Here is a 13421-nt window from a genome sequence, read left to right on the forward strand (position 1 = left end):
GAATCGCTGTTGCTTCAGCGTGTGCTATAAAGCGGTCGTTAATGGGTCGCCACCCCGGGTCGTCCCTGGTCTATAAGCCAGGGCGATAGACCGAAGGGTCCATGCCCGAATCCACCAACTCACATCCAGTCATGTCCAAAGCACTGATCATCGCCGAAAAGCCTTCCGTCGCGAACGACATCGCGCGCGCTTTGGGCGGGTTTACCAAGCATGACGAGTACTTCGAGAGCGACGAATTCGTGCTCTCGTCGGCGGTCGGCCACCTGCTGGAGATCGCGGCACCGGAAGATTATGAAGTCAAGCGCGGGAAATGGAGTTTCGCCAATCTTCCCGTTATCCCCCCGCATTTTGACCTCAACCCGATTGCAAAAAGCGAGTCGCGCCTGAAGGTGCTGATGAAGCTGATTAAGCGCAAGGACGTCGAGCGCCTGATCAATGCATGCGATGCAGGACGCGAAGGCGAGCTGATTTTTCGTTTGATCGCGCAGCACTCCAAGTCGAAGCAGCCGGTTCAGCGCCTGTGGCTGCAATCGATGACGCCTGCCGCGATTCGCGACGGGTTTGCGCATCTGCGCAGCGACGAGGACATGCAGCCGCTCGCCGATGCGGCGCGCTGCCGGTCGGAAGCGGACTGGCTGGTCGGCATCAACGGTACGCGTGCGATGACGGCGTTTAACAGCAAGGGCGGCGGCTTCTTCCTGACGACCGTCGGGCGGGTGCAGACGCCGACGCTGTCGATCGTCGTCGAACGCGAAGAAAAGATTCGCCGTTTCGTGCCGCGCGATTACTGGGAAGTGAAGGCGGAATTCGTGTGCGCCGGGGGCTTCTACGAAGGCCGCTGGTTCGATACGAAGTTCAAGCGTGACGAGTTCGACCCCGAGAAGCGCGACTCGCGCCTGTGGAGCGTGCCGGCCGCCGAGACGATCGTCGCCGCCTGCCGCGGCCAGCTCGGCACTGTCACCGAAGAATCGAAGCCGTCCACGCAGCTTTCTCCGGCGCTGTTCGACCTGACCAGCCTGCAGCGCGAAGCAAACGGGCGCTTTGGTTTCTCCGCCAAGAACACACTCGGTCTCGCCCAGGCACTGTATGAACGGCACAAGGTGCTGACCTACCCGCGTACCGATGCACGCGCGCTGCCGGAAGACTACATCGACACGGTGAAAGACACGCTCACCATGCTCAAGGAGAGCAACAACTACCTGCCGTTCGCCAAGCAGGTGCTCGACAAGGGCTGGGTGAAGCCGAACAAGCGCATCTTCGACAATTCGAAGATCAGCGATCACTTCGCTATCATCCCGACGCTGCAAGCGCCGAAGGCGCTGTCCGAGCCCGAGCAGAAGCTGTACGACCTTGTCGTCAAGCGCTTCCTGGCGGTGTTCTTCCCGGCCGCCGAATCCCGGGTGACCACACGCATCACCGAAGTGGTCGGCCATCATTTCAAGACCGAAGGCAAGGTGCTGGTCGAGCCGGGCTGGCTGCAGATCTACGGACGCGAAACGAGCGGTGAAGACGCGAACCTCGTGCCGGTGCAGAAGGACGAGAAAGTCAAGACCGACAAGATCGCGGCCCAGGCGCTCGTGACCAAACCGCCGGCACGCTACAACGAAGCAACGCTGCTCTCGGCCATGGAAGGCGCGGGCAAGCTCGTCGAAGACGACGATCTGCGCGAGGCGATGGCCGCGAAGGGGCTCGGTACGCCGGCCACGCGGGCGGCGATCATCGAAGGGCTACTCGGCGAAAAGTATCTGATTCGCGAAGGCCGCGACATGATTCCGACCGCCAAGGCGTTCCAGTTGATGACGCTGCTGCGCGGCCTCGACGTCAAGGAACTGACCGCGCCGGAGCTGACCGGCGAATGGGAATACAAGCTCTCGCAGATGGAGCGGGGCAATCTGCCGCGCGATGCGTTCATGCAGGAAATCGCCCGCATGACGCAAACCATCGTCAAGCGCGCGAAAGAGTACGACTCGGACACGATCCCTGGCGACTACGCAACGCTGCAAACACCGTGTCCGAACTGCGGCGGTCAGGTGAAGGAAAACTACCGGCGCTTTGCCTGCACGAAGTGCGAGTTCTCGATTTCGAAGATTCCGGGTAGCCGGCAATTCGAAATCGAAGAGGTCGAGGAGTTGCTGCAGAAGAAGGTGATTGGTCCGCTATCGGGCTTCCGCAGCAAGATGGGGCGGCCGTTCTCGGCGATCCTGAAGCTGTCGTTCGACGAAGACACGAAGAACTACAAGCTCGAGTTCGATTTCGGCCAGGACTCGGGTGGCGAAGACGGCGAAGTGCCTGACTTCTCGGATCAGCAGCCAGTCGGTGCCTGTCCGAAATGCAAGGCGCGCATCTATGAGCACGGGATGAGCTATGTCTGCGAGAACTCGGTGGCCAATCCGAAGACCTGCGACTTCCGTTCGGGCAAGGTGATTCTCCAGCAGGAGATCACGCGCGAACAGATGGCGAAGCTGCTCGAAGAAGGGCGCACCGACCTGCTGACGAACTTCAAGTCATCGCGGACGGGCCGCAACTTCAAGGCGTTCCTCGTCAAGCAGAGCGACGGCAAGATCGGCTTCGAGTTCGAGAAGAAAGAACCGTCGGCGAAGACAGCGGCTAAAACTGCGGCGGCGAAATCGGCAGTAAAGGCGACGGCTGGCGGTGACGATGATGAAGACGAAAGCGCACCGGTGAAGGCGACGCCGGCCAGCAAGAAGGCCGCGGTCAAAACCACTGCGGCCCGGAAAGCACCGGCGAAGAAGACTGCCGCGCGCAAAACGGGTTCGTAGTCCGTTGTAGCCTAGCTGCCCGGCTTTGACGGCCGGGCGGGAGCCAGCAAACGACAAAAGAGCGCAGCCACTTGATGTGACTGCGCTCTTTTCTTTGTGCTTCGTTTGACTGCGCGTTACCGCTTGCGCTTGCGGGCCTTCAAGCGCCCGCCCGGAACCTCACTCACAACGTCGACAACACCGTCGACCGCGTACGCGCAGGCGACGACTTCGACTGGCTGGTGGGCGGCGAGATCTCGTTATCGAGCAGACTGGACAGCGGTTCGGCACCGTCGAAGGCTTCCGGTGCGAGCATGTGCGCCGAATCGTGCGCCGGGTTGCCAATGCCGTCCTTGATCCACTGCTCGCCGAGCAGGCTGTTCGGCGTCTGGCTGAAATGCTCGACCAGATGATCGATGAACGTGCGCACCTTGGCGGGCAAGTGACGCCGGCTCGGATAAGCAATGTTGATTTCGACCTGCGGCAACCGGTAGTCGCGCAGCAGCCTGACAAGCCGGCCGCGCGTGCTGTCGCGCCCGATCAGGTAGCTGGGCAGGATCGCGATGCCCATGCCGAGCAGCGAGAACTGTCGCAGCATTTCGGTGTTGTTCGCGACGATCACGTTGGTCGGACGCACCCGGACTTCGCCTTCCGGCCCGGTGAAAACCCGCTCGTCGCCCCAGTATTCGGACGGCAGCGACAGGCACGGGTGCTCGAGCAGATGCTCGGGGCGCGTCGGCGTGCCGTGCTTTTCCAGGTAGGCGGGCGTCGCGCAAACAGTCATGCAACCGGTGGTCAGGCGCCGCGTCACGATGCTGGCGCTGCGCATCTGCCGCGCGATCACGATACCGACGTCGAATCCTTCTTCGACCAGATCGACCTGCCGGTCGACCAGCGTCACATCCGGCACCACCTTCGGGTAACGTTCTGCGTAGGTTTGCAGGACCGGCGCGAGATTGTGCAGCCCGAACACCACCGGAGCCACAATCCGCAAGGTACCGACCGGTTCATGATTGCGCGCGACGACCATCTGCTCGACGTCTTCGAGCTCGTCGAGAATCTGGCGCGCACGCTCGAGATACACCTGACCGGATTCGGTCAGCGAAAGGCTGCGGGTTGTACGATTGAGGAGACGCGTGCCAAGCCGGCTTTCGAGATCGGCTACGTGGCGAGTCGCTACTGCGTTGGAAATATCCATCGCGCTGGCTGCGCGGGCGAAACTGCCGAGGTCCGACACGCGGACGAATACTCGCATCGACTGCAAATGATCCATGGGACAACTCCTGCCGTGTTACAGCTTCTTGAATAACTATGAAGCAATCTCGTAATTCTCCTACGACTCCCAAATTCCTGCAGAAGTTGCCTAAGTTGCAGCATTTTTGATTGAAATTCGTGCGACTGTATTCCCCAGCGTAGTGCATCGCACTCGATTATTCCCTCAATGGAAACAATCTGCTGCATCGCAGCTAGCATTACGTGCATTGCTAGAACAGCGAGAATCTCTGTCGCATAAAGAGAAAGGCCGAAGAAAGTGTCAAAGCGGCCTCCAGAAAACATAAAAGCCGCCCGAGGGCGGCCTTTATGCGAAGTGGATACTCACATGGTCAAGCGGCGAGGCGACTCTCCAATGTCGTGCGAGTGCGCTCCAGTGCCTCGGGCAAGCCTTGCTGCAGTGTGTCAAATAGTTCCGCATGCAATGCGAGCTCCTCGCGCCATGCCGCGTCGTCGACGGAGATCACTTCGTCGAACTGCTGCTGCGTAAAGTCGAGGCCGCGCCAGTCGATGTCCTCATAGCGCGGCGACACACCAAGCGCATGCTCGTCGCCACGCGCGGCGCCCTCGATCCGGCCGACCATCCAGCGCAGCACCCGCATGTTCTCGCCGAAGCCCGGCCACGCGAACTTGCCGTCAGCGCCCTTGCGGAACCAGTTGACGCAGAAGATGCGCGGCAGCTTCGCGCCCAGTTGCTGCAGACGCTCGCCGGTATTCAGCCAGTGATCGAAGTAATCGCTCATGTTGTAGCCGCAGAACGGCAGCATCGCGAACGGATCGCGCCGTACCACGCCCTGCTTGCCCGCGGCCGCCGCCGTCGTTTCGGAGCCCATGGTCGCGGCCATGTAGACGCCTTCGGTCCAGTTGCGCGCTTCGGTGACGAGCGGCACCGTGGTCGAACGACGGCCACCGAAGATAAACGCATCGATCGGCACGCCGGCCGGATTCTCCCAGTTTGCGTCGATCGATGGGCACTGGGCCGCCGGTGCGGTGAAGCGTGCATTCGGGTGGGCGGCCTTGCGCCCGCTTTCTTTCGCGCTAGCGGGCGTCCAGTCGTGACCCTGCCAGTCGATCAGATGGGCGGGCGGCTCGTCGGTCATGCCTTCCCACCAGACGTCGCCATCGTCGGTCAGGGCGACGTTGGTGAAGATCACGTTTTCCTTCAGCGTCGCCATGGCGTTGAAGTTGGTCTTCTCACTGGTGCCCGGCGCGACTCCGAAATAGCCTGCTTCCGGATTGATCGCATACAGACGGCCATCCTTGCCCGGCTTGATCCACGCGATATCGTCGCCGATCGTCGAGATCTGCCAGCCGTTCATGCCCTCGGGCGGGATCAGCATGGCGAAATTGGTCTTGCCGCAGGCCGACGGAAACGCCGCCGCCACGTGATGCTTGCGCCCTTCCGGCGACGTCACGCCGAGAATCAGCATGTGTTCGGCGAGCCAGCCTTCGTCGCGCCCCATCGTCGATGCGATGCGCAACGCGAAGCATTTCTTGCCGAGCAGTGCGTTGCCGCCGTAGCCCGAGCCGTAACTCCAGATCTCGCGGGTTTCGGGGAAGTGGACGATGTACTTCGTGTCGTCGCACGGCCACGGCACGTCCTGCTGGCCAGCGGCCAACGGTGCGCCGACCGAATGCACGCACGGCACGAACTCGCCGTCTTCACCGAGGACGTCGTACACCTTGCGGCCCATGCGGGTCATGATCCGCATGTTGGTGGCAACGTAGGGGCTGTCGGACAGTTCGACGCCGATATGGGCAATGGGGGAACCGAGCGGCCCCATCGAGAACGGTACGACGTACATCGTGCGGCCGCTCATCGAACCTTCGAACAGGCCATCGAGGGTCGAGCGCATTTCGGCGGGCGCGATCCAGTTGTTGGTCGGCCCCGCGTCCTCGCGGCGCTGCGAGCAGATGAAGGTCCGATCCTCGACGCGCGCGACGTCGGACGGATCGGACCACGCCAGATAAGAGTTCGGTCGCTTTGCGGGATTGAGTTTCTTCATCGTGCCGGCTTCGACCATCTGTGCGCAGAGCCGGTCGTATTCCTCCTGCGAGCCGTCGCACCAGACCACACGCGCCGGTCTAGTCTGCGCCGCGACGCGCTGCACCCAGTCGATCAATTTTCGGTGTTTGACCCAGGCGGGCGCCTCAATGGCCGTGTTTCCTGCGAAAGCGGGATGATTCATCGAGCTGTCTCCGTTTTGTACAAGCTATTAGAAAAACGGTACAAGCCCAGCAGACACACTGCGTGCGAGAGGCATCCAGCCCGGCGGTGCCCAAACGATCCGGCCCGCCGCGGCCGTGGTATGTCGTGAAGGGCCGCTCAGCCTGTTGCGCCGCGCCGCCCGCTTTGCGGTTACCCTGACCGCCTTGCCTGCGGTGGTCTGAAACCGTCTGTAAAGCGGCTTGCGTCGACAAGCAACAAGCTGATAAAAACCTAGTGAATCTGTCTTACAGTCTGGCGCCATTTGCCGTGGTGGCGCCTTGTATCGTGAGGCATCCCATCGGTCCCACGTGTGTCGTAAGTCACATGTTGGGACAGCCAGCATAACACTCTGTTCCGCGCCTCCGTGGTGCGCCGCAAAACACTAATGCCATGAAGATTGCCATCCTCGACGACTATCAGGACGCCGTCCGCAAGCTCGATTGCTTCCATTTGCTGGCCGACCACGAGGTCAAGGTCTTCAACAACAGCGTGCGCGGATTAGGCCAGCTGGCCAGCCGGCTTTCCGAAATCGACGCGCTGGTGCTGATCCGCGAGCGGACCCGCATCAATTCGCAGTTGCTCGACAAATTGCCGCACCTGCGGATGATCAGCCAGACCGGCAAGGTGTCGAGCCACATTGATCTCCCGGCCTGCACCGAGCGCGGCATTGCGGTTCTCGAAGGAAGCGGCTCACCGACCGCCCCGGCCGAACTGACCTGGGCGCTCATCATGGCGGCGCAGCGGCGCATCCCGCAGTACGTGGCGAACCTCAAGCAGGGCGCCTGGCAGCAGTCGGGATTAAAAACCTCGGCGTTGCCGCCGAATTTCGGGCTCGGCCAGGTGCTGCGGGGCCAGACGCTCGGCCTCTGGGGATACGGCAAGATCGGCAAGCTCGTGGCCGGCTACGGCAAGGCGTTCGGCATGAACGTGCTGGTCTGGGGGCGCGAGCATTCGCTCGAAGCGGCGCGGGCTGACGGCTACGGCACCGCGGAAAACCGCGAGGCACTGTTCGAGCAAAGCGACGTGCTGTCGCTGCATCTGCGGTTACATGACGACACGCGTGGCATCGTCAGGCAGGAAGATCTGCTGCGGATGAAACCGACAGCCCTGCTCGTCAACACGAGTCGCGCGGAACTGCTCGAGGAAAATGCGCTGGTCAACGCGCTGTCGAAAAACCGGCCCGGCATGGTCGCCATCGATGTCTACGAAAGCGAACCGATCCTGCAGGGCTACAGCCTGCTGCGCATGGAAAACGTGATCTGCACGCCGCACATCGGTTACGTCGAGCGGGAAAGCTACGAACTGTATTTCGGCGCGGCGTTCAGGAATATTCTTGCGTTCGATGGGGGCGACCTGTCGAGTGTCGCCAATCCGGATGCGTTACAGGGTGGTCGGCGGCGCTGAACTGCTTGAGCGGCGCCGCGACTCAACCGCTCAGTCGCGTGCGCCGGCTGCCAGCAGATCCGGCACGCGTTGCAGGAACTGTTCGCCGTCGCCTCGTCCGAGGTTATAGGCGTGCACCATCTGCGACGGGCTCGTGTAGTCCCAGCTCGAGATCGGTACCTTGCGTGACGGCTGCACGTAGATGCGCTGCTGCGTGCCGTGCGGGACGACGAACATCTGCGGCCGCGGATAGAGCCGCGTCACCATGACGAGGACGTTGCCTGGCGTGCTGTCGAGTGCGCCGACCGGCACGTTGTCCACCATCCCGCCATCCAGCACCGGCCGGCCGTTGCGCCGCAGGACGGGCGTGAACGGCGGCGTGCTTGACGATTGCAGGATCAGGTCGGCAAGATCCTCGACGGTCGCGCAATCCTGCGCGCGCACGAACTCCGGATGAAACCCAAGCGACTGACCGAGCGTCGGATGCAGCGTCTTGCGGACGTACTTCTCGATGTTGTACGCGATCAGCCCGGCTGCGACTGCGCTACGCGCGCCGAGCCAGCGCGGCAGGTGCGAAACGCCGATGCGGATTTCCGGCGCATGGGCGAGCGCGCTGAATTTATCGCTATAGATATCCAGCAGCGCCTGCCGGTAAATCCGGTAATGCGGAAATACCGACTCGCCGCGCAGCAAGTTGCCCCAATAAGCGTTCTTGCGATTGTGGCGCAGTGCTTCTTCGTAATAGCGCATGACCCAATCGGCGTCCCGCGTGTACAGCATGCATGCCGTCGCGGCGCCCGCCGAAATACCGGTGATGACGCGCGGCCGGATATTCAGTTCGGGCTGTACGACATCCCAGAAACCTGCCTGCCACCAGCAACGGTTACCACCGCCTGCAAATACGACCTGATCGAACATCGATTGATTTTTCCTTGAAGGCTAACGTTCGTCGCGCCGCGACGGCCGCGTTAGTCGAGCAGCGCGTAGGTCGTCGTCGCGTGAACGGCCATCTTGCCGTCCTCGTCGAACAATTCGACTTCGCCGAACACGAGATTGCGGCCCATCCGCAGAACGCGCGCGGTGATGAGCACATCGCCTTTGCGCACCGCGCGCATGAAGCTGATGTTCAGCGATACGGTGGTCATCGGCTTGAAACCGCCCAGTGCGGCGGAAATCGCGACGATCATGACGGTGTCGGCCGCGGCCATGAATACCTGGCCGCAGATCACGCCGCCCGAATGCCGTAGCTCGCCGGAAAACGGCAGGCGCATCGTGGCGCTCTGGTCGTCGACTGCCACGGACGTAAGCGCGAGCGTCTTGACCCACGGTGCCAGCACGCGATCAAGCAGTTCACGGATTGCGGTTTCGTCCATCGTATGCCCCCGTTCGGGCCGCGCGACGTTTCGCGCAGCATGATGTCGCGACATGATACCGGGATGGTGCAAGAAGCGGGTTTATGGGCGGTTGGTTGGCGAGGTTCGCTTTGCCGTCCTGGATGGGTTTAAGGCGAGTTTTCTCAAAAAATCTGCTTGAGGGGGCTAGGCAAGGCGTCCGGAATGCTGCATAATTTGCAGTCTGTTGGGGGCGTTAGCTCAGTTGGTAGAGCAGCGGACTCTTAATCCGTAGGTCGAGTGTTCGAGTCACTCACGCCCCACCAAGAAATTCAAGGACTTAGCAGCGATGCTAGGTCCTTTTTTCATTCTATTTCGCGTTGGTATTAGACGGCGTCTAATATTTCCTCGGCGCTTGTGGCGATCAACGTCACCAATATCGTTCCTGCGCGGTGATCACGGCGGCCACCAGCCGCGCTGTGGTCGCCAAGAAATTCAGCCTCCGAAAAAGGGCGACCGGACAAATACAGTCAACGGCGAAGCCTTGTCCAGCAAGGTTTACAGCTTCCTCAAACTCCGTTCCTTTAAAATTAAAGATTCCCCAATCGTTTACCGCTTAGGTTACTTAAAATTGCCTTTTCGAGTAACTGGAATGCACCTTGGAAGTGGTGCAGTTGGGTTTCGCCTCGAGCCTTGATTACTACTGTTATCTTTCCGACTGCGCTTCCAAAGAATCGCACTGAACCCATACCGCGCCGCTTTCTCCTTATGACATTCCGCCCTTCATCACAGATGCGTCGTTGCGCCTCGAGATGCCTCGCCGTCATGCATCAGGATTTCTCTTAGGCGGCCCGTCGCATGGAGCGGCACCTTCGCCCAATGCACCCAACCCTCTCGCACAAGCGGAGTCCACGGGCGGGGGGCGAATTCGCAGCACGACACTTACGAGTATCCAAGCGGCCAAACGCTGCCATTTTTTGGCCTGACACCCAAAAACCAAATCGTGATTTGATATTTCTTTATGTTTTTCACTTGATAATTTCGTAGAATTAACGGACTGGAAAAATTCGAAACCGAAAAATCATGTCGACCATAGAACAGACTTTGAAAGCAGTTTGGGGAGACCGGCAACAGAATCGTGATTTGCGATTGGCGTTTCCCCACAACGACGCGCCGTCGTCTGTGCTATTGCTGAATCGGTTTGAAGGTGTCGAATCTCTGTCTCGTGATTTCGAGTTTTGCGCCGAAATCCTGTCAGATGACACGCAGCTTGCCCCGAAGGATTTTCTGGGCAAACTGGTTGATATTCAGTTCGTTCGTCCAGATGGTAGTTTGCGGCACTTCAGCGGTTATGTATTTGCGTTTCGACTCGTCAGGATGGATGGTTCGATTGCGTTTTACGAAGCCACAATCGGTCCATGGTTACGTTACCTTACGCTGAGACGAAACAGCCGCCTCTTTCAGGAAAAGGATCTACACACCCAAGCGTCCACGATCCTGCAGGACTATCTCACGTTGCCGGACTGGGACTGGCGTGTACGTGGCAATGACCCCGTCATGACGATGGCGTGCCAGTTCGAGGAACACGACCACAACTACCTGCACCGCCGCCTGGAGGCGGCCGGGTATCTGTACTGGTATGAGCACACGGCTGGAAGTCACAAGCTGATCGTAACCGACACGTCGGGTGACGCCGCGGCGATCGATGGCTCAAATCCTCAAATTCCCTTCCATGGCGTGGCGGATTTTCAGGGGGAAGACGGGATCAGAAGCTGGTCGCTTGCCGGTCGCGCGGCGCCGACCTCCTATACCGTTGGCCGCTTCGATTTCAAGAACCCCCGCCCTGTGTCGACCGGATTGCCTACGCTGAACAACCACGGCACGGTACCCGCCGAGCTGGAGCAGTACGAATACACTGGCGCCTACGGTTTTGGGCTGGGTCAGGCCGGTGAGGATCTCGCGAAACGCCGGCTTGAGGAGATCGAGGCTACCGCCGAGACCTTCGAAGGTCAGGGCAACAACCGCTATGTGATGCCCGGGCGGCAATTCGAGCTGATCAATCAGTACGGACAATCGTTGTATGGCGATGGTGAGAAAAGCACGTTCCTGATTGTTGCAGTTCGCCATTCGGTCACCAACAACTACCTGCAGGGTACAAATGGCGCCACGGAATACAGCAACGAACTGACCTGTATCCGCCGCAACGTCCCGTGGCGGCCAGGACGTGGGTTCAACAGTGTCGATACGAAAATTCTCGCACCGCAAACCGCGATCGTAGTCGGGCCGTCTGGCCAGAGCATCTTCACCGACGAGTACGGACGGGTCCGCATCCAGTTTCACTGGGATCGCGAAGCACGCGGCAACGAAGCGAGCTCCACGTGGGTGCGTGCGTCGTCATCATGGGCTGGTGGGGAGAACGGCATGTCTGCGTTACCCCGAGCGGGCTCCGAAGTCATCGTGCAGCACCTGGATGGCAACCCGGACCGTCCGATCATCACTGGGCGCGTGGCGAACGAGACCAACATGCCGCCGTGGAAGCTGCCTGAGCAAGGTGCATTGATGGGGTTCCGCAGCCGTGAACTGAATGGGGCGAGCGGCAACGCCGCGGGCGGCCGCAGCAGCCAGCTGATATTTGACGATACTGCGAACCAGATCCAGACCCAGCTACGGAGCGATCATGAGCACTCCCAGTTATCGCTAGGGTACGTTACACGTGTCGAGGATACGTCCGGCCGGCAGGACGCTCGCGGTGAGGGTTTCGAGTTGCGCACCGATGCAGTGGGTGCAATCCGGTCCGCAAGAGGCATGCTGATCAGCACGGACGCGCGGCCACAGGCGAAATCCCACCTGGCCGATATCAGCGAACCGGCAGGGCGGCTGGCGAAGTCGCAGACCCTGCATGCGCAACTGGAGAAACTGGCCCAGCAGTCCCAGGCGCAGGATAGTGGCAGCGATCAAGGCAAGGTTGCCGATACGCTCAAAAGTCAAAACGATTCGATCAAGGGCGGAGGAACTGGTGGCGACGATTCTTTCCCGGAGTTGCGCGATCCCTATCTGCTGCTCGCTAGCGCCTCAGGGATCGTCACCACTGCACCAGGTTCGACCCACATTTCGAGCGGCGAGCATGTAGCTGTTACTGCCAGTTCGAACGTGTCCATCGCGGCCGGCAAATCGATGCTCGCCAGCGTGTCGGAGAAATTTTCACTGTTCGTACACCGTATGGGCATCAAGCTGATCGCAGCCGCCGGCAAGGTGCAGGTTCAGGCGCAAAACGACGAGCTTGAACTTCTGGCAAAAAAAGTCGTGTCGATTATCAGCACGTCGGACTGGATCAATATCACCGCCAAGCAAGGCATCAAGTTGAACGCTGGCAACAGTCAGCTGGTGATCAGCGCGGAAGGTATCAACGGTTTCACACCGGGCGGTAATCAGTTTCATGCGGCCAGTCACGGCACGATGGGGCCGCAGAGCATTCCGGCGAAATTTCCGGGCTCGGATCTGTGCTCATCCTTAACGGCCTCTGCAGGACAGGCGGGCAGCGCATCCGTACCGCTGTCATGAGGTACTCATGACGACAGCAGCACACTTGGACATGCAGGCGGCCGCGGACCCTGATGGCCCATTTACGCATGGGTACGCTCTGATCGAACCCACGACGATCGGATTTGCCCCTTACCTACGCACACTCACGCTGCATTCGTGCACGCCGTTGATTCTCGCCCATCGTGACGAGTTGATGCCAAAGCTGATCGACGTTGCATCGCTTGAACCCGATCAGCAAGTCGCACTGACCGAACTCTGGCGTGAAGAGCCCGACCCAGACCGGCCACCGGTTGTCTGCGCGTGGATCGACAGTGACTGGCCGCTCGCTGAGCTGGTCCGGCACATCGCCCATTATCTGATTGGTCCAGGTGCCGACGGCCGTCCGGTCCTGTGGAGATACTACGATCCGCGTGTGTTGAGTCTGGCGCTGGTCGTACTAAAGCCATCACAACGCAACGCGTTGCTGCAGCCAATGCGCACCTGGCAGTTCGCCTGGGGCGGCCACAAATGGCAGATCGCCGGCCCGGCACTTCCGGTTCCAGAAGCCGGGGACCCTGCATCCGGCTGGCCGACCCCGGAACAATGGGTGCGGATTGATCGAAGTGAGATTGTGACGAAGGTGCTTCATCGACTCCCGGTCCTATCGCCAGAAGAGGTGCGCAATCTGCCGGGACTGCTTGACCGGATACTTGCCGATGTCGCTGTCCGCGGCGGCTTGAGCAATTTGGATGACCTGACTGACTACAGCCTATGTTGTCTGCATTACGGGCAAGCCTTTGCTGACCATCCCAAACTACAGGAGGTCTGGCCTGCACTCGCCCGTCATGAAGTGTCATGGGCGGAAGCGAAGACCTGTTTGACGGATGCCGACTATCGTGGGCTCGCGGAGCGTGCGTCTCACCCTATTGCCGAAAGGATCTGAAC

General features: G+C 60.4%; 8 protein-coding genes and 1 tRNA gene. 5 read left to right on the forward strand and 4 right to left on the reverse strand.

What is annotated here, in order from left to right; genetic code table 11:
* Positions 1 to 131: 131 nt before the first annotated feature.
* Complete coding sequence (locus BWP39_RS16260; protein ID WP_096721795.1) at positions 132 to 2780, forward strand: DNA topoisomerase III; 2649 nt, start codon at positions 132 to 134, stop codon at positions 2778 to 2780.
* A gap of 163 nt (positions 2781 to 2943) precedes the next feature.
* Here BWP39_RS16260 and BWP39_RS16265 read toward each other — a convergent pair whose 3' ends face one another.
* Complete coding sequence (locus tag BWP39_RS16265) at positions 2944 to 4032, reverse strand: LysR family transcriptional regulator (protein ID WP_091019358.1); 1089 nt, start codon at positions 4030 to 4032, stop codon at positions 2944 to 2946.
* A 331-nt stretch (positions 4033 to 4363) separates the two neighbouring features.
* On the reverse strand, positions 4364 to 6220 hold the full coding sequence (locus BWP39_RS16270; RefSeq protein ID WP_096721797.1) for a phosphoenolpyruvate carboxykinase (GTP): 1857 nt from the start codon (positions 6218 to 6220) through the stop codon (positions 4364 to 4366).
* Between the two features lie 410 nt (positions 6221 to 6630).
* On the opposite strand from BWP39_RS16270, the gene BWP39_RS16275 reads away from it, so the two are divergent.
* The gene (locus BWP39_RS16275; RefSeq protein WP_096721799.1) at positions 6631 to 7644 is read left to right on the forward strand and encodes a D-2-hydroxyacid dehydrogenase family protein; all 1014 of its coding nucleotides are present in this window, start codon (positions 6631 to 6633) and stop codon (positions 7642 to 7644) included.
* Positions 7645 to 7674: 30 nt separating this feature from the next.
* Here the strand turns inward: BWP39_RS16275 and BWP39_RS16280 are convergent, their stop codons facing one another.
* Together BWP39_RS16280 and BWP39_RS16285 are read right to left on the reverse strand one after the other, a co-directional pair.
* Positions 7675 to 8541 carry a patatin-like phospholipase family protein gene (locus tag BWP39_RS16280; RefSeq protein ID WP_096721801.1) on the reverse strand — a complete coding sequence of 289 codons (867 nt, stop codon included), beginning with the start codon at positions 8539 to 8541 and terminating at the stop codon, positions 7675 to 7677.
* Positions 8542 to 8591: 50 nt separating this feature from the next.
* Positions 8592 to 8996, reverse strand: coding sequence for a PaaI family thioesterase (locus BWP39_RS16285; protein WP_096722661.1), 405 nt, complete (start codon positions 8994 to 8996; stop codon positions 8592 to 8594).
* Positions 8997 to 9204: 208 nt separating this feature from the next.
* Here BWP39_RS16285 and BWP39_RS16290 point away from each other — a divergent pair.
* The 3 genes from BWP39_RS16290 (at position 9205) to BWP39_RS16300 (ending at position 13419) form a co-directional block, all read left to right on the forward strand.
* Positions 9205 to 9280: transfer RNA gene (locus tag BWP39_RS16290), tRNA-Lys, on the forward strand.
* A gap of 757 nt (positions 9281 to 10037) precedes the next feature.
* Positions 10038 to 12515, forward strand: coding sequence for a type VI secretion system Vgr family protein (locus tag BWP39_RS16295; RefSeq protein ID WP_096721803.1), 2478 nt, complete (start codon positions 10038 to 10040; stop codon positions 12513 to 12515).
* 7 nt (positions 12516 to 12522) lie between these two features.
* A complete protein-coding gene (locus BWP39_RS16300; protein ID WP_096721805.1) occupies positions 12523 to 13419 on the forward strand; it encodes a DUF4123 domain-containing protein in 897 nt (298 codons plus the stop codon).
* Positions 13420 to 13421 lie beyond the last annotated feature (2 nt).

Origin of the sequence: Paraburkholderia acidicola (genome assembly GCF_002362315.1) — a bacterium.
Classification (GTDB): Bacteria; Pseudomonadota; Gammaproteobacteria; order Burkholderiales; family Burkholderiaceae; genus Paraburkholderia; species Paraburkholderia acidicola.

Excerpts from the sequence above, each read along its gene's own strand:
- BWP39_RS16270 (WP_096721797.1), bottom strand. The coding sequence starts at position 6,220 with ATGAATCATCCCGCTTTCGCAGGAAACACGGCCATTGAGGCGCCCGCC.
- BWP39_RS16285 (WP_096722661.1), bottom strand. The coding sequence starts at position 8,996 with ATGGACGAAACCGCAATCCGTGAACTGCTTGATCGCGTGCTGGCACCG.
- BWP39_RS16295 (WP_096721803.1), top strand. The coding sequence starts at position 10,038 with ATGTCGACCATAGAACAGACTTTGAAAGCAGTTTGGGGAGACCGGCAA.
- BWP39_RS16300 (WP_096721805.1), top strand. The coding sequence starts at position 12,523 with ATGACGACAGCAGCACACTTGGACATGCAGGCGGCCGCGGACCCTGAT.
- BWP39_RS16280 (WP_096721801.1), bottom strand. The coding sequence starts at position 8,541 with ATGTTCGATCAGGTCGTATTTGCAGGCGGTGGTAACCGTTGCTGGTGG.
- BWP39_RS16265 (WP_091019358.1), bottom strand. The coding sequence starts at position 4,032 with ATGGATCATTTGCAGTCGATGCGAGTATTCGTCCGCGTGTCGGACCTC.
- BWP39_RS16275 (WP_096721799.1), top strand. The coding sequence starts at position 6,631 with ATGAAGATTGCCATCCTCGACGACTATCAGGACGCCGTCCGCAAGCTC.
- BWP39_RS16260 (WP_096721795.1), top strand. The coding sequence starts at position 132 with ATGTCCAAAGCACTGATCATCGCCGAAAAGCCTTCCGTCGCGAACGAC.